Source organism: Bacteroides sp. D20 (genome assembly GCF_003436255.1).
Classification (GTDB): Bacteria; Bacteroidota; Bacteroidia; order Bacteroidales; family Bacteroidaceae; genus Bacteroides; species Bacteroides uniformis.
The window spans coordinates 202091-223872 of record NZ_QSOO01000005.1; the positions used below are offsets into that span (position 1 = coordinate 202091).

Annotated in this window: 14 protein-coding genes and 2 tRNA genes; 8 read left to right on the forward strand and 8 right to left on the reverse strand. The window is 42.0% G+C overall.

Translation table 11 applies throughout. The annotated features are described in order from the left end of the window. The first annotated feature begins 36 nt into the window (after positions 1 to 36). Together DXD78_RS07350 and DXD78_RS07355 are read left to right on the forward strand one after the other, a co-directional pair. Positions 37 to 312: a DNA-binding protein gene (locus DXD78_RS07350; RefSeq protein ID WP_085929906.1), complete on the forward strand. Its 276-nt coding sequence runs from the start codon at positions 37 to 39 to the stop codon at positions 310 to 312. A gap of 80 nt (positions 313 to 392) precedes the next feature. After that, positions 393 to 1523, forward strand: coding sequence for a universal stress protein (locus DXD78_RS07355; protein ID WP_005827758.1), 1131 nt, complete (start codon positions 393 to 395; stop codon positions 1521 to 1523). Between the two features lie 184 nt (positions 1524 to 1707). Here DXD78_RS07355 and DXD78_RS07360 read toward each other — a convergent pair whose 3' ends face one another. Continuing rightward, positions 1708 to 2949: a M48 family metallopeptidase gene (locus DXD78_RS07360; RefSeq protein ID WP_005837195.1), complete on the reverse strand. Its 1242-nt coding sequence runs from the start codon at positions 2947 to 2949 to the stop codon at positions 1708 to 1710. A gap of 30 nt (positions 2950 to 2979) precedes the next feature. Further along, a complete protein-coding gene (gene gyrA / locus DXD78_RS07365; RefSeq protein ID WP_005827761.1) occupies positions 2980 to 5508 on the reverse strand; it encodes a DNA gyrase subunit A in 2529 nt (842 codons plus the stop codon). 301 nt (positions 5509 to 5809) lie between these two features. Between gyrA and DXD78_RS07370 the strand changes: the two genes are divergently transcribed. From DXD78_RS07370 to DXD78_RS07390, 5 genes are all read left to right on the forward strand, one after another. Then, on the forward strand, positions 5810 to 8338 hold the full coding sequence (locus DXD78_RS07370; protein WP_009038376.1) for an ATP-dependent Clp protease ATP-binding subunit: 2529 nt from the start codon (positions 5810 to 5812) through the stop codon (positions 8336 to 8338). A 111-nt stretch (positions 8339 to 8449) separates the two neighbouring features. Next, positions 8450 to 10498 (forward strand): molecular chaperone HtpG, encoded by a 2049-nt coding sequence (gene htpG, locus DXD78_RS07375; protein ID WP_009038377.1) that lies wholly within the window; start codon positions 8450 to 8452, stop codon positions 10496 to 10498. A gap of 181 nt (positions 10499 to 10679) precedes the next feature. After that, complete coding sequence (locus DXD78_RS07380; protein WP_008664510.1) at positions 10680 to 12977, forward strand: patatin-like phospholipase family protein; 2298 nt, start codon at positions 10680 to 10682, stop codon at positions 12975 to 12977. A 75-nt stretch (positions 12978 to 13052) separates the two neighbouring features. Then, positions 13053 to 13126, forward strand: a tRNA-Arg gene (locus DXD78_RS07385). Between the two features lie 23 nt (positions 13127 to 13149). After that, positions 13150 to 13223 (forward strand) — tRNA-Arg (locus DXD78_RS07390). A 494-nt stretch (positions 13224 to 13717) separates the two neighbouring features. On the opposite strand, the gene dapA is transcribed toward DXD78_RS07390, so the two are convergent. Together dapA and ligA are read right to left on the reverse strand one after the other, a co-directional pair. Then, the gene (dapA, locus tag DXD78_RS07395; protein ID WP_005827769.1) at positions 13718 to 14611 is read right to left on the reverse strand and encodes a 4-hydroxy-tetrahydrodipicolinate synthase; all 894 of its coding nucleotides are present in this window, start codon (positions 14609 to 14611) and stop codon (positions 13718 to 13720) included. Positions 14612 to 14714: 103 nt separating this feature from the next. Beyond that, positions 14715 to 16712 (reverse strand): NAD-dependent DNA ligase LigA, encoded by a 1998-nt coding sequence (gene ligA, locus DXD78_RS07400; RefSeq protein WP_009038378.1) that lies wholly within the window; start codon positions 16710 to 16712, stop codon positions 14715 to 14717. Positions 16713 to 16801: 89 nt separating this feature from the next. On the opposite strand from ligA, the gene trmD reads away from it, so the two are divergent. After that, positions 16802 to 17479, forward strand: coding sequence for a tRNA (guanosine(37)-N1)-methyltransferase TrmD (gene trmD / locus DXD78_RS07405; RefSeq protein ID WP_005827773.1), 678 nt, complete (start codon positions 16802 to 16804; stop codon positions 17477 to 17479). Between the two features lie 93 nt (positions 17480 to 17572). Here trmD and DXD78_RS07410 read toward each other — a convergent pair whose 3' ends face one another. From DXD78_RS07410 to holA, 4 genes are all read right to left on the reverse strand, one after another. Next, positions 17573 to 18484: a dihydroorotate dehydrogenase gene (locus DXD78_RS07410; RefSeq protein WP_009038379.1), complete on the reverse strand. Its 912-nt coding sequence runs from the start codon at positions 18482 to 18484 to the stop codon at positions 17573 to 17575. After that, the gene (locus DXD78_RS07415) at positions 18472 to 19248 is read right to left on the reverse strand and encodes a dihydroorotate dehydrogenase electron transfer subunit (RefSeq protein ID WP_005827777.1); all 777 of its coding nucleotides are present in this window, start codon (positions 19246 to 19248) and stop codon (positions 18472 to 18474) included. Before DXD78_RS07415 ends, DXD78_RS07410 begins: the two co-directional genes overlap by 13 nt. 117 nt (positions 19249 to 19365) lie before the next feature. Further along, entirely contained in the window at positions 19366 to 19827 is a 462-nt protein-coding gene (locus DXD78_RS07420) for a helix-turn-helix domain-containing protein (RefSeq protein WP_005827779.1), read from the reverse strand. 909 nt (positions 19828 to 20736) lie between these two features. After that, positions 20737 to 21756 carry a DNA polymerase III subunit delta gene (gene holA / locus DXD78_RS07425; RefSeq protein ID WP_005837183.1) on the reverse strand — a complete coding sequence of 340 codons (1020 nt, stop codon included), beginning with the start codon at positions 21754 to 21756 and terminating at the stop codon, positions 20737 to 20739. Between the last annotated feature and the right edge of the window lie 26 nt (positions 21757 to 21782).

Consider the following 21782-nt stretch of genomic DNA (forward strand, 5'->3'; position numbering starts at 1 on the left):
AAAAAGTACAGAGTATTAACCATTAAATTTATGAATATGAGAACAATAACATTTAATGAATTACGTAAGATTAAAGACTCATTGCCTAGTGGTAGTATGCATAGAATAGCCGATGAACTTGGACTGAATGTTGACACTGTAAGAAATTTTTTTGGTGGACACAATTTTAAGGAGGGGAAAAGTGTTGGGATTCACTTGGAACCTGGACCAGATGGTGGATTGGTTATGATTGATGATACTACTGTTTTAGAGCGAGCTTTAAAAATTTTAGATGAAATGGCAGGTAAGACTGAAGAAGCTGTTCGAGCTTAAGAAGAGAAAGTTAGATAGAATCCCAATTGCTGACAACAATTGGGATTTCTTGTTTGTTTTAATCTCAAAATCAATGATATATGGAAGATAAATTAGTTACTTTGGCAATCTTAACGTACGCGAAAGCTCAAATATTGAAAAATGTTCTTGAAAATGAAGGTATTGAGACTTATATTCACAATGTAAACCAGATACAACCGGTTGTTTCTTCTGGCGTACGTGTACGTATTAAGGAGAGTGACTTACCTCATGCTCTGAAAATTACTGAAAGCTCTGCGTGGTTATCTGAAGAGGTAGTGGGGGGGAAGTCACCTAAACTGGAGAAGGTTAGTAATAAAGTGCTGATTCCAGTGGATTTTTCCAATTATTCTTTGAAGGCTTGCGAGTTCGGTTTCAATTTCGCTCAGAATATAGGTGCAGAAGTTGTTTTGCTACATGTTTATTTTACTCCTATATATGCAACTTCTTTGCCATACGGAGACGTATTTAACTATCAGCTAAGTGATGAGGAGAATGTAAGGAGTATCTTACAAAAAGTTCATGCTGATTTGAATGCATTATCTGATAAAGTAAAAGAGAAGGTAGCTTCCGGCGAGTTTCCAGATATTAAATATACTTGTGTTTTGCGTGAAGGTATTCCTGAAGAAGAGGTACTCCGCTATACCAAGGAATATCGACCACGCATTATCATAATGGGAACTCGTGGTAAAAGTCAGAAGGATATTGATTTGATCGGTAGTGTAACGGCTGAAGTGATTGAACGTAGCCGTGTACCGGTATTGGCCATTCCTGAAAATACTCCATTCAAGCAATTTTCTGAGGCTAAGCGTATTGCATTCATTACTAATTTTGATCAACGTGATTTAATAGCTTTTGATTCGCTAATAAATAATCTGAAATCATTTAAGTTTTCAGTGTCTCTGATACATCTTTCAGATGTTCAGAATACATGGAATGAAATAAAACTGGCTGGTATTAAGGAATATTTTCAAAAACAATATCCACAATTGGAAATATACTATGATGTGGTAAAGAACGATAATCTGCTTAGTAGTTTAGACAGTTATATCAAAAGTAATCATATTGATATTATAACATTAACTTCTTATAAAAGAAATATATTTTCGCGCTTATTTAACCCTGGCATTGCCAGAAAGATGATTTTCCATTCTGATACACCATTGTTGGTAATTTACGGAAGACCGAATTAGGTGTTGAATATAGGTATATATGGTTTCTATCCAATATCAGCATTATGTTTAATATGGCGCTGGAATAATTTAATCTAATTTTAATTTCTTCTCTCCCTCACTTAAGAAATAACATTCTTTACTTAATGATATAACAATAATAAAAGCCTAATTAAATTATTAATTAGGCTTTTATTATAAAGTATTACATCAACTTTTCAATTTCTTCGAATTCAGGGCCCATTTGCAAATTATAATACACTCTATATAGACCATTTAACCACAAATCTTTTTGATCAGGTTTCAGTTCTCTTGCCTTTTCATAATAAGGTTTTGCCTTTTCATAGAAAGTCTTCAGAGTAGCCTGGTCTTCTTTATACTTCGGATCATTAATATCTGTAGTTGCTTTTTCTGAGAAATCTTGTGCTTGTAAGCAGTAAATCAAGCCTAAATTAGAGTATGCTTCTGCATAATTAGGATCTACTTCTATAGTTTTTTTATAGAATTCAATAGCTTTATCATAGTCCTTCATATTGTGATAAAGGTAGCCTTTTACATACAAATAGAATGTATTGTTAGGATCTTTAGCCAACATATCATCAGCAAACTGCATAGCTTCGTCATATTTGTTGTTATTGCTATAATAATCAATCAAGTGACCGAAGAAGAATGAATGTTCAGGATATTTCTGGATACCTTCTTTTAAAGAAGCAATCCATTTAACAGTATCACCTTCAGCTTTCAATGCAGTAGAGATAAATTCCATTGCGTATTTCCCAACTTCTTTATCATCTTGCGCATAAGGAGCATACTTCAAAATACTAGGATAATCTTCCATCTTAGCAGCTGCTAAACTTGCATAATATGCTATTTGGGGTAATACAGTATCTGTTTGTAATAGATTTTCCTTTTCAAACATCGGGTTGATAGCAATATCAATGTATGTTGCAAAGAAATCTAATGCTTTTTTATTGTCTTCATTGGCTGCATCGCCTTCTTTCTGTGAGGCCAAATTAAAGAATTGGATACCGCCATTGATCAGATTACCGCGTTCTGCTAAAATTGTAGCAGAATTAGATTTTCTATATTTATTCTTGATTTTGCCCTTTTCATTGGGAATTTGTGCCAATTCGTCACATTTGAAGTAGAATTTACACATGTTCAATGCGCTATTATATACCTGAAGAGTGTCATAAGGTTTTCTCAGATAGGCATTTTCCATTTCTTTCTCACTTCTTTTTCTTTGGATAAGACCTGCTACATCCCACGTTTCGGCATTGTCCTTTGTTTCGGGATTGGTTAAAGCCTGATTTATCAGTTCCTCTGCTTTGGCAAAGTCAGGATTTACTCCGTTAGCAATACTTTTAGCCTCTTTTACGTTCTTTTCTTGGGCGAAAGTAAAGCTTGCGACAAGTAGTAAAACCATTGAAAATAATACTCTTTTCATGATTGTAGAAAATTTAAATTAATATTATGTCTATTCTTCATTTTCATTGTTTACCTCGTTCTGAGGGCTTTCAAGGGTATTTTCTTCCCCCTCCTCTATAAGTTCCTCTTCATTTTCTGAAGTGACTTTACATACAGAGCCGATTTCGTCATTACGTTTCTCAAGGTTGATTAGACGCACACCTTGTGTAGCACGTCCCATGATACGAACATCGGCGACTTTCAGACGGATGGTAATACCGGATTTATTAATAATCATCAAGTCATTTTCATCTGTAACAGACTTGATAGTTACTAATTTACCCGTTTTATCGGTGATATTCATTGTTTTCACACCTTTACCTCCACGATTGGTCTTGCGATAATCTTCAATATCCGAACGTTTGCCATATCCTTGTTCCGATACAACCATAATTGTTTCCGCTTCAGGATCTTTGATGCATATCATACCTACTACTTCGTCTTGACCGTCTTCATCCAATGTCATACCACGTACACCGGTGGCAGTACGTCCCATAACGCGCACAGCACTTTCATGGAAACGAATGGCACGTCCGTTACGGTTGGCAATGATGATTTCATTGTCGCCGTTTGTCATACGCACTTCGATTACACGGTCGTCTTCACGGATAGTGATAGCATTTACACCATTTTGGCGAGGACGTGAATACTGCTCAAGCAATGTTTTCTTAATGACACCATTCTTAGTACAGAACAATACATAATGGCTGTTGATAAATTCTTGGTCGTTCAGGTTCTTCACGCGCAAATAGGCGTTTACAGCATCGTCAGAGTCGATATTCAACAAATTCTGGATGGCACGACCTTTCGAATTCTTAGTACCTTCGGGGATTTCGTATACCTTCAGCCAGTAACACTTACCTTTCTGTGTAAAGAACATCATGGTATTATGCATGGTTGCAGGATAAATATGCTCTACAAAGTCTGCATCGCGGGTTTCGGTACCTTTGGAGCCTACCCCACCACGGTTTTGCGCACGGAATTCGCTCAGCGGTGTGCGTTTGATGTATCCCATGTGCGAGATGGTGATAATCATTTCATCATCTGCATAGAAGTCTTCCGGATTGAATTCTTCTGATGAATAGACAATTTCCGAGCGACGTTCGTCACCATACTTCTCTTTTACTTCAATCAGTTCATCTTTAATGACTTTGCGGCAGAGTTCGTCATTGACAAGGATTTCTTCCAAATAAGCAATCTGCTTCTGAATTTCCTCATATTCGGCGTGCAGCTGGTCTTGCATCAATCCTGTGAGCTGACGCAAACGCATTTCAACAATGGCACGTGACTGAATTTCACTGAGTTGGAATCGCTCCATCAAACCTGATATAGCATCATTCGGGGTTTTAGCAGCACGGATAATCTTGATTACTTCGTCGATATTATCAGATGCAATGATTAATCCTTCCAGAATATGTGCACGTTCTTTGGCCTTGCGCAAATCATACTGAGTACGGCGGATGACTACGTCGTGTCTGTGCTCAACGAAGTGTTTTATCAAATCTTTCAGATTCAACAGACGTGGACGGCCATGTACCAATGCAACATTGTTCACACCAAAAGATGTCTGCAGCATTGTCATCTTGTAGAGCTTGTTGAGTACAATGCTGGCATTTGCATCACGTTTTACATCAATAACGATACGCATACCTTCACGGTCGGATTCGTCATTAGCATTGGCAATACCTTCAATTTTCTTTTCGTTGGCCAGATCGGCTATATTCTTAATCAATTCAGCTTTGTTGACACCATAGGGAATTTCTGTCACAACGATTTTATCGTGCGTCGAACCAGTCTCAATTTCGGCTCTAGCACGCATTATGACACGTCCGCGTCCCGTGAGATAGGCTTCGCGAACACCGCTCATACCGTATATATAGCCTCCGGTCGGGAAATCAGGAGCTTTGACATACGTCATCAGCTCTTCTATATCGATGTCATTGTTTTCAATGTATGCAATACAAGCGTCAATAACCTCAGATAGATTATGGGTCGGCATATTGGTAGCCATACCTACGGCAATACCAGATGCACCATTTACCAAAAGATTCGGAATACGGGCCGGCATGACGGTAGGCTCTTGCAAAGAGTCATCGAAATTGTTCTGCATGTCAACAGTCTCTTTCTCAAGGTCTGTCATCATGTCTTCACCAATTTTTCGCAAACGACACTCTGTATAACGCATGGCAGCAGCACTGTCACCGTCTACTGAACCGTAGTTACCTTGTCCATCTACCAACATGTAACGCATTGCCCAAGGCTGAGCCATACGTACAAGAGCTCCGTAAACGGACGAGTCGCCATGAGGGTGATATTTACCTAATACTTCACCTACAACTCTGGCTGATTTTTTATAAGGTTTGTCGGAGGTATTTCCTAATCCCATCATTCCGAAAAGAATTCTTCGGTGAACGGGTTTAAAACCATCTCTAACATCCGGAAGGGCACGTGAAACAATGACCGACATAGAGTAGTCAATGTACGATGACTTCATTTCCTCCTCGATGTTAATCTTTATAATTCTGTCTTGTTCAAGCATTTAAAAAGATTATTAATTATACATTTTCGGGTTCGTGAAAAACCACGCTAAAGTACTGCTTTTTTACGATATACAAAAGTTTTCCTCCATAAACTTTGTTGCCTGCAACATAAATATGGAAGTACTCCCTCCCTTCCTCACCAAATTGCTATTAATATATAAGGTATAAAGTGGAAAAACAGATTTGAAATTTATGGCACGGGATTTGTATACTATTAAATCAGTTAAATATGATACGCTGAATTAATAAATGCGTATCTTTGTCGTGGATAACCTTTTTAATTGAGGAGAATTATAAAATATGAACAATCAATTTTCACAAAGAGTTTCAGACATAATTACTTATAGCAAGGAAGAAGCCAATCGATTGAGAAATCGCTATATTGGTCCGGAACACCTTCTGCTCGGCATGCTGCGTGATGGCGGAGGAAAAGCTATTGAAATATTGTTGAAACTTGATATAGATTTAAAACGAGTAAAAAGTCGTCTGGAGGGTTTCCTAAAGGATGCCGAGGACGATACTCTCTTGCCGGACGCTGAAGTGCCCTTGTCCCCGATGACGGCTAAGATATTGAAGATGTGTATGCTTGAAGCGCGTTTGCTGAAAAGTGCAACTGCCGATACGGAACATGTATTGCTGGCTATCTTGAAAGATGGCGACAATCTTGCTGCAACTGTTTTGGAAGAACACCGGGTGGATTATCAGGCTGTATTTGAACAGCTTTCGATGAAATCGACCAATCCGAATGCGGGAATGGGATTCACCGAGGATGATGAAGAGGATGAAGAAGATATGAATATGTCCCGCTCCTCCCGTACTGGGGGAGCTGGTTCGGCTTCGGCTGCACAGGCTGCATCCAGAAAGCCGTCCAATGATACTCCTGTGCTGGACAATTTCGGCGTAGACATGACGCGGGCTGCCGAAGAAGGCAAGCTGGACCCGGTTGTGGGTCGCGAACGCGAGATTGAACGTCTGGCGCAAATCTTGAGCCGCCGTAAGAAGAACAATCCGGTGCTTATCGGTGAACCTGGAGTCGGAAAATCTGCCATCGTAGAGGGTTTGGCATTGCGTATTGTGCAAAAGAAAGTTTCGCGCATTTTGTTTGAAAAGCGCGTGGTGATGCTTGATATGGCCTCTGTGGTGGCGGGAACAAAATACCGTGGTCAGTTTGAGGAACGTATCCGCTCTATCATCAACGAGTTGCAGAAAAATCCGAATGTCATCCTTTTCATCGATGAAATCCATACGATTGTAGGTGCCGGTGCTGCTGCCGGTTCCATGGATGCTGCCAATATGCTGAAACCAGCTTTAGCGCGTGGTGAAATACAGTGTATTGGAGCTACCACTCTCGATGAATACAGAAAGAATATCGAGAAAGACGGTGCTTTGGAACGTCGTTTCCAAAAGGTGATTGTAGAGCCTACCACAGCTGAAGAAACGCTTCAGATATTGAAGAATATCAAGGAGAAGTATGAAGACCATCATAACGTGAGCTACACGGATGAAGCCTTGGAAGCATGTGTCAAGTTGTCAGCACGCTATATAACCGACCGCAACTTCCCGGATAAAGCTATTGATGCTTTGGACGAGGCGGGTTCGCGTGTGCATTTGACGAATATTAATGTTCCGAAAGAAATTGAGGAACAGGAAAAGCTGATTGAAGAGGCACGTAGCCTGAAGGCTGAAGCTGTAAAGTCACAGAATTTTGAGCTGGCTGCCAGCTACCGCGACCGTGAGAAGGAACTTTCTGTCCGCTTGGAGGAGATGAAGGTTGAGTGGGAAGCCCGTTTGAAGGATGACCGCCAAACGGTAGGTGAAGAGGAAATAGCCAATGTTATTTCAATGATGTCCGGTGTACCCGTACAGCGCATGGCGCAGGCAGAAGGACTTAAACTGGTCGGAATGAAGGAAGAACTACAGGCGAAGGTGATAGCTCAAGATGCTGCGATAGAGAAACTTACCAAAGCAATCTTGCGTAGCCGTGTAGGGTTGAAAGACCCGAACCATCCCATCGGAACTTTTATGTTCCTTGGCCCTACTGGTGTGGGTAAGACGCATTTGGCAAAGCAATTGGCAAAATATATGTTTGGCTCTGCCGATGCCTTGATACGTATCGATATGAGCGAGTATATGGAGAAATACACCGTATCTCGTATGATTGGTGCCGCTCCGGGATATGTGGGCTATGAGGAAGGCGGCCAGTTGACTGAAAAGGTGCGTCGCAAGCCGTATTCCATTGTCTTGCTGGATGAGATTGAGAAAGCCCATCCGGACGTGTTCAACATCTTGCTCCAGGTACTGGATGAAGGTCGTTTGACTGACAATTATGGCAGAACCATCGATTTCAAGAATACGGTTATCATTATGACCTCCAATATCGGTACGCGGCAGTTGAAGGAGTTTGGCCGTGGCGTAGGTTTTGCGGCACAAAACCGCACGGATGACAATGAACATTCGCGCAGCGTGATACAAAAGGCTCTGAACAAGACCTTTGCTCCCGAATTCTTGAATCGTTTGGATGAAATCATTACTTTCGACCAGCTCTCTTTGGAGGCCATCACAAAGATTGTGGACATTGAGCTGAAAGGTTTGTACGAACGGGTTGAAGCAATTGGTTACAAGCTGGTTGTGGAGGATGATGCAAAGACATTCCTTGCTTCGAAAGGGTACGATGTACAGTTTGGTGCGCGCCCATTGAAGCGCGCCATTCAGAACCACTTGGAGGATGGACTTTCCGAGCTGATAGTGGCGGAGGAGTTACAGCCGGGTGATACGGTAAACGTATCAGTAGACAAAGAAAAAGACGAGCTGAGCATCAGGAAGGCATAAGCTGTTCTTTATAAAAACCGTCAAAATGTCAGTCCTTATGGGCTGGCATTTTTTTTGTGCTATATCTGCCGGAATAATTAAAAATATAAATCTAAAAAATATAAATGTAGTATGCAAAAAGGTAATATTGGGGTAACTACTGAGAATATCTTCCCCGTCATTAAAAAATTCTTGTATAGTGATCATGAAATTTTTCTCCGTGAGTTGGTTTCTAACGCGGTTGATGCTACACAGAAGCTGAAAACACTCTCCTCTATCGGTGAGTTCAAGGGTGAAGTTGGCGATTTAACCGTACATGTTTCGCTGGGAAAAGATACCATTACGGTGTCCGATCATGGTATTGGGCTTACGGCTGAAGAAATAGACAAGTATATTAACCAGATAGCTTTCTCTGGTGCCAATGACTTCCTTGAGAAATATAAAAACGATGCCAATGCCATCATCGGTCATTTTGGATTGGGGTTCTATTCGGCTTTTATGGTTGCCAAGAAAGTCGAAATCATCACTAAGTCCTATCAGGAAGGCGCCCAGGCTGTAAAGTGGACTTGCGATGGCAGTCCGGAGTTTACGATTGAAGACACTGATAAGGCTGAACGTGGTACGGATATCGTTCTCTATATAGACGATGACTGCAAGGAGTTCCTTGAAGAAGCGCGCATTTCTTCTTTGTTGAAGAAGTATTGCAGCTTCCTCCCTATTCCGGTTGCATTCGGCAAGAAGAAAGAATGGAAAGACGGCAAGCAGGTTGAAACTGCCGAGGATAATATCATCAATGACTCCAACCCGTTGTGGACGCTGAAACCCAGCGAATTGAAAGATGAAGATTACAAGAAGTTCTACCGTGACCTTTATCCTATGTCCGACGAACCTTTATTCTGGATTCATCTGAATGTGGATTATCCGTTCCACCTTACCGGTATTCTGTACTTCCCCAAAGTGAAAAGCAACATCGAGTTGAACAAGAATAAGATTCAGCTTTATTGCAACCAGGTATATGTGACGGATTCGGTAGAAGGTATTGTTCCCGACTTCTTGACCCTGCTGCATGGTGTGCTCGATTCACCGGACATTCCATTGAACGTTTCCCGTTCTTATTTGCAGAGCGATGCCAACGTGAAGAAGATTTCTACATATATCACGAAGAAGGTGTCAGACCGTTTGCAGTCTATCTTCAAGAATGACCGTAAACAGTTTGAGGAAAAGTGGAATGACTTGAAAATCTTCATCAACTACGGAATGCTTACGCAGGAAGATTTCTATGATAGAGCCAAGGATTTTGCCCTTTTCACCGATACAGACAGCAAATATTATACTTTCGAAGAGTATAAGACGTTGATTAAAGATAACCAGACGGATAAGGATGGAAATCTGATTTATCTGTATGCCAACAATAAAGATGAACAATACAGCTACATAGAGGCCGCTACGAATAAAGGATACAATGTGCTGTTGATGGATGGACAGCTGGACATTGCGGTGGTGAGCATGTTGGAACAGAAGTTCGAAAAGGTTCGCTTCACTCGTGTAGACAGCGATATTATTGATAATCTGATTGTCAAGGAAGACAAGAAGAACGAAGCGTTGGAAGCCGGCAAGCAGGAAGTTCTTTCTTCCATCTTCAAGAGCCAGTTGCCCAAGATGGATAAGACGGAGTTCAACATCACGGCGCAGGCTTTGGGCGAAAATGCCACTCCTATCATGATAACTCAGAGCGAGTACATGCGCCGTATGAAGGAAATGGCGAATATCCAGGCTGGAATGAGCTTCTATGGCGAAATGCCGGATATGTTTAACCTGGTATTGAATTCAGACCATAAGCTGGTAAAAGAAGTTCTGGCAGATGAAGATAAGGAATGTGCTGCTGCCGTTGCTCCGGTTCAGGCAGAGATGGATGAAGTGAACAAGCAGCGTACTGACCTGAAAAAGAAGCAGGAAGGCAAGAAAGATGAGGATATACCGACTGCCGAAAAGGATAAAGTGAATGAGCTGGATAAGAAGTGGGACGAACTGAAAACACAGAAAGAAGGCATCTTCGCCGATTATGCTGCCAAGAATAAGGTTGTCCGTCAACTGATAGATTTGGCACTGCTGCAGAATGGTATGTTGAAAGGTGAAGCTTTGAACAACTTTGTCAAGAGAAGCATTGACCTGATAAAATAAGCCCCTTTAAATTTGCATTTAATATATGCAAGGGTATTGTGATTCTTCGGAGTCGCAATACCCTTTTTTTATTCATTTTCACCAATTAGGGTGTGATTTTCTTCGTTGAATACGGCATTTTTAGAAACTATTGTTTATATTTGGGGCAATGAACATTTATCTTACTCGGAATAGCATAGTTATGAAAAGAGTTTTATTGTTTTTTTCGTTTCTTCTATGTGGCTTTATTTTACAAGCTCAGAAAGTGGGGCTTGTACTGAGTGGCGGTGGAGCAAAAGGCATGACTCATATAGGCATTATCCGGGCTTTGGAAGAGAATAATATCCCCATTGATTATATAACCGGAACCTCTATGGGAGCTATCATCGGTTCTCTGTATGCTATGGGGTATTCCCCGGACGATATGGAGGCGCTGTTGCGCTCTCCCGACTTTAAGCGTTGGTATTCGGGCAAAGTGGAGCCTAAATACGAGTATTATTTTAAGAAGAATCGTCCTTCACCGGAATTTTTTAATATCCGTTTTGCTTTTAGGGACTCGCTGCATATAAAGCCCCAGATACTTCCCACAAGCATGGTCAACCCCATACAGATGAACCTGGTATTTGTGGAATTGTTTGCACGTGCTACGGCTGCATGTGGCGGTAATTTCAACAAACTGTTTGTTCCTTTTCGCTGTATAGCATCCGATGTGTACAATAAAAAGCCATTGGTATTGAGTAAAGGGGATTTGGGAGATGCGGTACGTGCTTCCATGAGCTTTCCATTTGTCTTCAAACCGATAGAAATAGACAGTACGCTTGCTTATGATGGCGGCATTTACAATAATTTCCCTACGGATGTGATGCGGGAGGATTTTCATCCGGATGTCATTATTGGCAGTGTGGTAGCGGCCAATCCCGGTAAGCCGAAGGAGAATGACCTGATGAGCCAATTGGAGAATATGATTATGCAGAAGACCGATTACTCCATTCCGGACTCGTTGGGTATAGTCATGACCTTCAAATATGATGATGTCAACTTGCTGGATTTTGACCGTCTGCAGGAATTGCACGATATAGGTTACAATCGTACCCTTAATATGATGGATTCCATCAAAAGCCGTGTTCATCGTAGGGTGAATGCTGATAATGTGCGTTTGAGGCGTCTTGTCTTCCGGAGTAACCTGCCTCAATTCCGTTTTCGGGATATCATTATTGAAGGGGCGAATGCCCAACAGCAAGCCTACATCAAAAAAGAGTTCCATGATGAAGAGCATGAAGTCTTTACTTATGAAGACTTGAAGCGCGGGTATTTTCGTTTGCTGGCAGATAATATGATTTCGGAAATAGTTCCTCATGCTGTGTATGATTCGGAATCCGATTTGTATGAGCTGCATTTGAAGGTGAAGATGGAGGATAATTTTTCCGTGCGTCTGGGGGGCAGTGTCTCTACCACGAGCTCAAATCAAATCTATTTGGGAATAGGATATCAGAACTTGAATTATTATTCCAAGGAAATCACTTTTGACGGTCAGTTGGGTAAGATTTATAATAATGCCCAGTTGATGGGTAAGATTGATTTGCCTACCCACATATCTACGTCCTTTCGTTTTATTGCTTCAATCAGTACCTTCGATTACTACAAGAAGGACAAGCTGTTTTCCAGGAATGACAAACCTTCATTCAATTCAAAGGACGAACGTTTTGTGAAGTTGATGGTTGCCTTGCCGTTTTTGGCCAATAAGCGTGCGGAGTTCAGTCTGGGATATGGCCAACTGGAAGATAACTACTTTCAATCCAGCGTAATAGATTTCGATAAGGACCGTTCGGACAGAAGTACCTACAAACTTTTGGGAGGTTCCATCGGTTTCTATGGGAGTACCCTGAATACGCGGCAATACGCGACAAAAGGCTATCTGGAGAAACTGATAGCCCAGGTATTTACCGGGAGGGAAAGATTTGAACCGGGGAATCCGCAAGAAGGGTACAGTCCTTCTCCGCAAGAACGGCAATCATGGTTGCAAATTTCTTATATGAAAGAGGCATATCACACAATGGGGCCGAAGTTCACCCTGGGATGGATGGCAGAAGCACTGTATTCGTCGAAAAATTTCTCTGAGAATTATACGGCAACCATGATGCAGGCAGGAGAATTTGCACCGACTCCGCATAGTAAACTGATGTACAATGAAGCTTTTCGTGCCAACCAGTATGTGGCTGCCGGTATCAAACCCATATATGTTTTGAACGACATGTTCCAGTTCCGGACAGAATTTTATGGCTTTACACCGATTTTTCCGATAAAAAAGAATGCATTGAATAAAGCATATTATGGAAAAGCATTCTCCCGCTTTGAGTATATGGGAGAAGTTTCTGTTATTTGTCATTTGCCCTTCGGAGCCATCTCTGCTTATGTAAATCATTATAGCTCACCGAGAAGGGAGTGGAATGTGGGGATGACCATCGGCTGGCAGTTGTTTAATTATCGCTTTGTCGAATAAATTTCTTCAAAAAAAGTTTGTATATCGTTTGCTAATTCGGAAAAAGTACGTATCTTTGCACCCGTTAAACAAAGAGGCCGCGTAGCTCAACTGAATAGAGTAGCTGACTACGGATCAGCCGGTTACAGGTTTGAATCCTGTCGCGGTCACAAGTTTTCATAATTTTTTTAAGGGTCGCGTAGCTCAACTGAATAGAGTAGCTGACTACGGATCAGCCGGTTACAGGTTTGAATCCTGTCGCGATCACAAAGAACCTCCGCAAGAAAACTTGCGGAGGTTCTTTGTTTTTACAGCAATGGCATATAGTTGATGTTCTTCCCTTGTATGGCACTGGCGCGTGTTCTCCATAATGAAACAAACTGTTTCCCTTAACTAAACACTTTGTTTCATTATGGAGAACACTTTGTTTCCCTTGACTGAACACTTTGTTCCATCATATAAAAACAAAGTGTTTTTCTCTGCTGAAACAAAGTGTTCAGTGTTGTGAACTAATAGATTAGCTGAAATAATAGTCTTGTCTTGATTGAGCTAGAGACGTCTTTTTCTCGATTTAACCAGATGTCTTTTTGCTTTATAACGTAATCAGTAGACTGTTTTGGGATTATTGTACTGATAAATATAGTCACATAGGAAAAAAAGAAGGAGTTAATTCCGTGTTTCCACAAAATTAACTCCTTGCATATCTGATATTAATATGTTGTATACTGGAAATTAATATCCTATAGGGGCGGTATAAGGCCTTAGCATTTGATGTTCAATTCATCCAGAATCTTGCGCATGGCTTCGAAAGTAGTGATTCTGGTCGGCACCAATGGCAGGCGGAGCTTGTTCTCAATCATTCCCATTACATTCAGCATGGCTTTTACTCCGGCAGGGTTGCCGTCTACAAACAGAAGCTTGAATAATTCGGCAAATTTGTGGTGAATGGTCAATGCATTGGCATAGTCCCCTTGCAGTGCCAGACGTACCATACGGCTGAACTCACGTGGGAACGCGTTTCCGATGACCGAGATAATGCCGACGGCCCCCAGGGTAATCAGAGGGAAGGTGATGCCGTCATCGCCCGAAATAACGTCGAAATTGGCCGGTTTGTTTTTGATGATGTCGTCCATCTGCGTGATGTCGCCCGAAGCTTCTTTGACGGCTATCACATTCTTGAAATCACGTGCAATGCGCAGGGTTGTTTCTGCCTTCATGTTCACGCCGGTACGACCGGGGACATTATAAAGCACAATCGGCAAATCCGTTGCTTCAGAAATGGCCTTATAATGCTGATATATACCTTCTTGCGATGGCTTGTTGTAATATGGAACGACGGATAGAATGGCATCTACTCCGGTGAAATCGTCATTTTTCAGTGTTTCCACTATGGCCCGGGTGTTGTTTCCACCTACGCCCAGCAGGATAGGAATTCTTCCGTTCACTCGCTCGATGACCATTTTCTTGATTTTCTTTTTCTCTTCTTCAGTCAGAGTCGGAGTTTCTGCCGTGGTGCCGAGCACACATAAAAAGTCGGTATTGTTTTGAAGTTGATAGTCTACCAAACGCATCAACGCATCGTAATCAACGCTTTCATCCTCTTTAAATGGAGTAATCAGCGCTACCCCCATTCCTTTCAATCTTGTCTGTATCATGAGTATTATAAAGTAATCTCTAATTAAATGACTCGCAAAAGTACGAATTTTTTCGATTTACCCTACAAATATAAGCCATAAAAAAGCTTTTTGTGGAAATTTGTTAGGATATCAATGCCAAAAACTCATCTTCGCTCATAATCTTTACTCCCAGTTTCTGCGCTTTCTCCAGTTTGGCAGGTCCCATATTTTCTCCGGCCAGGATAAAGCTGGTTTTGGAGGAGATACTGCCGACGTTTTTTCCACCGTTCTTTTCAATCATCTCTTTGTATTCGTCCCGTGAGTGGTGGGTGAATACGCCGCTGATGACGATGGACTGGCCCGCCAGTTTGTCGGTGTATCCGCTGAGGTCTTCTTCTGTCCGGTGGAGTTGCAGACCGTTCGATTTCAGCCGTTCCACCAGCTCTCTGTTGACAGGATTGGAGAAGTAGGTTATAATGCTCTGCGCTATTTTTTCACCGATTTCATCGATGTTTTTCAGCTTTTCGAGGTCTGCGTTTTCCAGCTCTTCGATGTCCGTAAAGGACTTGGCTATTTTCTTGGCAACCGTTTCTCCCACGAAGCGTATGCCCAGTGCAAAGAGCACTCTTTCGAATGGCACTTCTTTACTTGCCGCAATACCGTTGACTATGTTTTCTGCCGATTTTTCGCCCATCCGTTCCAGGTTCTTGATGTCATCGGTTTTGAGCTGGTATAAATCTGCAGTATCCTTTATCAGCCCCAATCGGTAGAACATATCTACTGTTTCAGGTCCCAGTCCGTCTATATTCATGGCTTTGCGGCTGATGAAATGCTCTATTTTCCCTTTAATCTGCGGAGGACAAGCGGTTTCATTGGGGCAATAGTGGGCTGCTTCTCCTTCAAAACGTATCAGTTTGCTGCCGCATTCGGGACAATGGGTGATGAACTTCACTTTTTCACCGATAAGCATACTGCGGGCATCCTTATCGACACCGGTTATTTTGGGGATGATTTCACCGCCTTTTTCCACATACACCATGTCGCCTATATGCAGGTCCAGCCCCTCGATAATATCTGCATTGTGCAGGGAGGCACGTTTCACAATGGTGCCGGACAGTTGTACGGGGTCCAGATTGGCAACCGGAGTGACTGCGCCGGTACGTCCTACTTGGTAGGTAACCCTATTCAAGCGTGTCAGTGCACGTTCTGCCTGGAATTTGTATGCGATGGCCCACCGGGGGGACTTGGCTGTGAATCCCAAATTCTTTTGTTGTCTCAAGCTGTTGATTTTTAGTACAATACCATCAGTAGCTACCGGAAGGTTCTTACGCTCCGTGTCCCAATAATTGATGTATTCGAAGACTTCCTCCAGGCTGTGAGCTTTTCTGGTGTGCTCTGATGTTTTAAATCCCCAGCTGGCGGCGGCTTGCAGATTCTCGTAATGGCCGTCGCAGGGCAATTCCTCTCCCAATAGATAGTAGAGATAAGCATCCAGCTTTCTGGATGCTACGATGGTGGAATTCTGCAACTTCAAGGTACCGGAAGCAGCGTTGCGCGGATTGGCGAAAAGCGGTTCCTCACGTGCTTCTTTTTCCCGGTTCAGTTCTTCGAAAACCACCCAGGGCATCAGGATTTCCCCTCTGATTTCGAATGATTTAGGATAATCCCCATGGAGGACCAGTGGAATCGTTCGGATTGTCTTTACATTGTCCGTCACGTCATCGCCCTTTTCGCCGTCGCCACGGGTGACGGCACGCACCAGTTTGCCATCCTCGTAAGTCAGCGAGATGGAAGTACCGTCATACTTCAGCTCGCAGCAGATTTCAAAATCCTCATTCAACGCTTTCTTTACCCGTTCGTAAAAGTCGGTCACTTCGTTTTCAGAATAGGTGTTTCCCAATGAAAGCATGGGATATTTGTGTGCCACTTGTGTGAAGTTCTTATTCAAATCACTCCCTACACGCATCGTGGGCGAATTATCATCTTGGTATTCAGGATGTTCTTTCTCTAAGTCTTGTAGCTCGCGCATCAGGTCGTCAAACTCCTTGTCGGATATTTCAGGAGCATTCAGCACATAATAATTGTAGTTGTGCTGGTGTAATTCCGCACGGAGCTGGTCTATTTTTTCTTTTACAGTCATAGGGTTTTCGGATTGTTTGAACGCAAAAATACGGGTTTCTCCCCGAATATTTGTACTTTTGCAGCTTGAAATAGCTAAAATAAAGTTATATGCGCATTGACATTATCACAGTTTTGCCGGAGATGATTGAGGGATTCTTTAACTGCTCCATTATGAAACGTGCTCAAAATAAAGGGCTTGCAGAGATACATATCCATAATCTTCGTGATTATACGGAAGATAAGTACCGTCGTGTAGACGATTATCCGTTTGGCGGCTTTGCCGGAATGGTCATGAAGATAGAGCCGATAGAGCGGTGTATCAACGCCTTGAAGGCCGAGCGGGATTACGACGAGGTTATCTTTACGACCCCCGATGGTGAGCAGTTCAATCAGCCGATGGCAAATACTCTTTCCCTTGCCCAGAATCTCATCATTCTCTGCGGGCATTTCAAAGGGATAGATTACCGGATTCGCGAGCATCTCATCACCAAGGAAATCAGTATCGGCGACTATGTGTTGACTGGCGGAGAACTGGCGGCGGCTGTCATGGCAGATGCCATCATCCGTATCATTCCGGGAGTGATTTCTGATGAGCAGTCTGCACTTTCAGATTCTTTTCAGGACAATCTGCTGGCCGCACCGGTCTATACACGTCCCGCTGATTACAATGGATGGAAGGTTCCGGATATTTTACTCTCCGGACATGAGGCCAAGATTAAGGAATGGGAGCTGCAACAGTCGTTGGAAAGGACCCGTAGATTGCGTCCGGATTTGTTGGGAGAGTAAGTTTACTGATGTAAATAAAAAGAAAAAGGACATTCGTCAATGAATGTCCTTTTTTATGAATATATATTGCGAATGGCAATCTCTTGTTATTCTTTATACCTCGAGTGCACCGATAATATCCTTTATAGACTGATAACCGTGTCTGTCAAGATAGTCATTTATTCCTTCTACCACTTTCACTGTAACCGCCGGATCAATGAAGTTTGCCGTACCAATCTGGATGGCAGAGGCACCTGCAAGCATGAATTCCACAGCATCTTTCCAGTTCATGATACCTCCCAAGCCTATGACGGGGATTTTTACCGCTTTGGCTACTTGCCATACCATACGTAAGGCAATGGGTTTCACGGCCGCACCGGACATGCCACCGGTTACAGTGGAGAGTATCGGACGCCTGCGTTCCGCGTCTATAGCCATTCCCAGCAGGGTATTGATGAGGGAAACACTGTCTGCACCGCCATTTTCGGCTGCGCGGGCTATTTCAGTGATGTCGGTAACGTTCGGGGAGAGCTTTACGATAAGTGTCTTTTTGTAAACTGAGCGCACGGCTTTCACCACTTCTTCGGCGCCCTTGGCGGTAACACCGAATGCCATTCCTCCTTGCTTCACGTTGGGGCAAGAGATGTTCAATTCTATGGCAGGAATTTTGTCAAGTTCATTAATGATTGCGGCTGTTTCGGCATAGTCTTCGATGGCAGAACCCGAAACATTCACAATCATGTTGGTCTGAATGTCCTTGATGCGGGGATAGATGTGTTCAACAAAGTAATGAACACCCTTATTTTGCAGTCCCACAGCGTTTAACATACCCGAAGGAGTCTCTGCCATGCGCGGATATGGATTGCCTTCACGTTTGTGAAGAGTGGTTCCCTTTACAATAATACCGCCTATTCGCGATAGTTCGATGAAATCGGCGAATTCTTCACCATATCCGAATGTTCCGGATGCAGTCATCACCGGATTATTCATTTGTAATTCACCAATATTTACACTTAAATCTGCCATAATAGTTTGTTTATATTAAAAACCGGACCTTCTTTACATACGCACAAATGACCTTCCGTGGTATTTTCTACACAGCATAGACAAGCGCCTATGCCACACGCCATCATATTTTCCAAAGATACTTCGCAACTGATGCCTTTACTTTTGGCATACTTTGCTACTGCCATCATCATCGGTTTGGGGCCGCAAGTATATATCTGCTCAAAGCACACCTTATTTAATATGGAGTGTTGTGTTACGTATCCCTTCTCTCCGTGGCTGCCATCTTCGGTGGTGGTATACACCTCGCCATAGGCGGCAAATTGTTCCAATTGAAGCAAATCTTTGTCACTTCTGGCACCCAGCAGGAATGTTGGCTTGCAACCTTTCTTGGCGAGCTGTTCGCCTAAATATAACATAGGAGCTGTACCTACACCTCCACCTACCAATAAGAGCTTGTCTGAGGGCTTTTCAGGCATTGTGAAGCAGTTTCCCAACGGAAGCACTACATTGATTATATCGCCTGCTTTTGCTTCTCCTAATCGCTTGGTTCCGTCGCCTACAAGTTGGATTAAGAACCAGACCTCGTTCCGTTGTCTATCTACATAATTGATGGAGATGGGGCGGCGCAAAAAAGTGGTAGGCGAGCCGTCCACGCGAATCTCTGCAAATTGTCCCGGAAGCATTTCCGGAAGTGGGGATGGAGAAGTCAGCTTCAACAACACGTAGTTGGCATGCAAGCGGAGGTTCTCTGTCACTGTCAGATCTAAAATATACTTTTTCATATCTATAAAGAGGGATGTTTTTCTTTCGGGTGCAAAGATAGTGTAAACCGAGTGCAGAATAAAATGAACCCGTTTCTTTTTTATGCCGGGGCGTTAGTCTATTTCCATTCTCATTCCTTAATTTTCCGGTTTGAAAGTCTCGTAGGTATTGTCATCAAAGAAAATTCTTATTTCTGTGATTTTTCTGGGAGGTCTTTCTTTGTAGATAATCTCTTGTTTTACAATCTCTTTAGGCGATTTTAGGGCTGTCTCTAATGCAATTTCCTTGCGATTTTTAGATTCTTCCGGCCCGTTGGACAGATTTTCCGGATTCTCGGCGAATAAAGGATAGTCGAATCCATCGTTTTCGGGTGAATCCGGATTATTACTCATATTACCTTTTCCGGTAAGCAGCCACTCCAAGTTTATGTCGTTGTATCGTTGATGCAATCGGAGAATGACTTCCGTACTTGGATATTTGTTACGCGGACCCAAGATGTGAGAAATGGTGGCTTGGGCCACGCCGATACTCTCGGCAAAAGCTCCTGCTGTCAGTTTCTCCCGGTCCATAACCATTTTGAACCTGTCTTTTATACTCATGGTTTATGTGTTATTACAATTGTACATGTTATTTATTGGATTACAAAAGTAAAAAAACGACATCACAAAAGCAAATTAAAAATGTGATATTTTAAAGTTTACAGATGAAATGTTATTATTACAATATTCATCATTACAAATGCTATAATACAAATTACGAGTAAAATAGGTGTTTATCGTAAGTTTAATAAAATAATATATTTGTCTAATTATTAGCATATTATATAGTTATTTTTTGATGGTAAATGCTGTATTACATTTGTTTGTCGCTCATTTTATATAATATATAATTTAATGATTTGATTAATTATCGTATATAATTGATATATACATATTTATCGATTATAATTACATGGGTTAACCCCTACTCTATTATTTTTGTAAACCATCAGTTTGCGATATTAAATATTACTTATTACATTTGTGTTTTCAAATATAATATCACATATGTTATAGTACACCCGTCATATAGATATTTATGTAATGTATTAAATTCACAATAGTCAATTATCCTAGTTGTGTATTACAACTATTGTACTCTTGAAAAGTGTAACAGATTTCATATATGACGATTTAAAGCTGAATTGCTCCATCTCTTCTTTTTACTAAAGGAGAAAAGATGTGACATAAATAAGAAAATAAGATGCTTTATTTATTTTCTAGTCTTCAAGACTTAAATCCTTGCTTTATTTCTGTATAATTGGTCGATTCGTTATAAAAACACGATTCTCAGAGCTTATAAATGAACGTAATTTGCTGTAAATATGATTATTATCTCCTATTTTACTGTCTATGCTAAGGGCCGAAATAGAAAAAAGGGGGATAAATCCCCCTAAAAATGACATAATGATATCAAATCAGTCTGTTTTATGCTTTTCCCTTTTTATGGAAAAGTATGCTGTATGGAAGTTAATGTAGAATCTTAAAGACCAATTCCCGGAGGATATCTCCATCGCTTAGGGAGGAATTTCCTACTCCTTTGGATTTGGCATCTGCATATCGAATTTCTCCGATTATCTGCATGGTCTTTACTCCGCTGTAACGGCGCATGGCACTTAGGTATTCGCGCGACTGCCAGGGAGTCTTTAATCCTATGAAACTGGCAATACCCTGCTCCGTCTTTTCGGGTGCATAATAAGCCAACATCAAGTTGGAGAAGAAGCCGAAAAGTAAAGATAAAGTCATCTGGATAGGGTTTGTTTTCGGATTTTCTTCAAAATATTTTATTATTTTATTGGCCTTTAGTATGTCTTTTTCTACAATGGCACTGCGAAGTTCAAAGTTATTATAATCCTTACTGATTCCGATGTTACGTTCTATCTGTTCGGGGGTGACGCGTGTCTGACCTTTTGGAAGAGTTATAATCAGTTTTTCCAGTTCTCCTGTAAGGCGGCTGAGGTCCGTACCTACGAAATCGGCAAGCATGGAGGTGGCTTTAGGATCCAAGTCTACACCTTTGCGCTTCATGTATGAGGTGATGAATGCCGGTAACTGGGCATCCTTCACCTTCTTGGATTCGAATAGAACTCCCACCTTCTCTATTTCGGCCGCCAGCTTCTTTCTTCTGTCCAGCACCCCATGTTTGTGGCATAGAACAAGAATGGTGGAGTTCAACGGTTTTTGCAGGTAGTATGAAAGCTCCTCCATGTTGCGGATGGCCTGCGCTTCCTTTACGACTACGACCTGGCGTTCGGACATCATCGGATAGCGCTTGGCCGCATTGATGACAGTGGCTATATCGACATCTGCACCATAGACTACGGTCAGGTTGAATTCCTTTTCGGTGTCAGTGAGAACGTTGTCTACAATATAGTCGGAGATGAGGTCTATGTAATACGATTCCTCGCCCATGAGATAGTAGACGGGGCGGTATTGCTTGGCTCTCAACTCTTTTAGAATATCATCACAGGTTGTTTCTTGTTTTGCCATATAATAAAGTAAGTGCTATACGAGGG

Coding starts and splice junctions, on each gene's coding strand:
- DXD78_RS07350 (WP_085929906.1), top strand. CDS start 37: ATGAGAACAATAACATTTAATGAATTACGTAAGATTAAAGACTCATTG.
- DXD78_RS07355 (WP_005827758.1), top strand. CDS start 393: ATGGAAGATAAATTAGTTACTTTGGCAATCTTAACGTACGCGAAAGCT.
- DXD78_RS07360 (WP_005837195.1), bottom strand. CDS start 2,949: ATGAAAAGAGTATTATTTTCAATGGTTTTACTACTTGTCGCAAGCTTT.
- gyrA (WP_005827761.1), bottom strand. CDS start 5,508: ATGCTTGAACAAGACAGAATTATAAAGATTAACATCGAGGAGGAAATG.
- DXD78_RS07370 (WP_009038376.1), top strand. CDS start 5,810: ATGAACAATCAATTTTCACAAAGAGTTTCAGACATAATTACTTATAGC.
- htpG (WP_009038377.1), top strand. CDS start 8,450: ATGCAAAAAGGTAATATTGGGGTAACTACTGAGAATATCTTCCCCGTC.
- DXD78_RS07380 (WP_008664510.1), top strand. CDS start 10,680: ATGAAAAGAGTTTTATTGTTTTTTTCGTTTCTTCTATGTGGCTTTATT.
- dapA (WP_005827769.1), bottom strand. CDS start 14,611: ATGATACAGACAAGATTGAAAGGAATGGGGGTAGCGCTGATTACTCCA.
- ligA (WP_009038378.1), bottom strand. CDS start 16,712: ATGACTGTAAAAGAAAAAATAGACCAGCTCCGTGCGGAATTACACCAG.
- trmD (WP_005827773.1), top strand. CDS start 16,802: ATGCGCATTGACATTATCACAGTTTTGCCGGAGATGATTGAGGGATTC.
- DXD78_RS07410 (WP_009038379.1), bottom strand. CDS start 18,484: ATGGCAGATTTAAGTGTAAATATTGGTGAATTACAAATGAATAATCCG.
- DXD78_RS07415 (WP_005827777.1), bottom strand. CDS start 19,248: ATGAAAAAGTATATTTTAGATCTGACAGTGACAGAGAACCTCCGCTTG.
- DXD78_RS07420 (WP_005827779.1), bottom strand. CDS start 19,827: ATGAGTATAAAAGACAGGTTCAAAATGGTTATGGACCGGGAGAAACTG.
- holA (WP_005837183.1), bottom strand. CDS start 21,756: ATGGCAAAACAAGAAACAACCTGTGATGATATTCTAAAAGAGTTGAGA.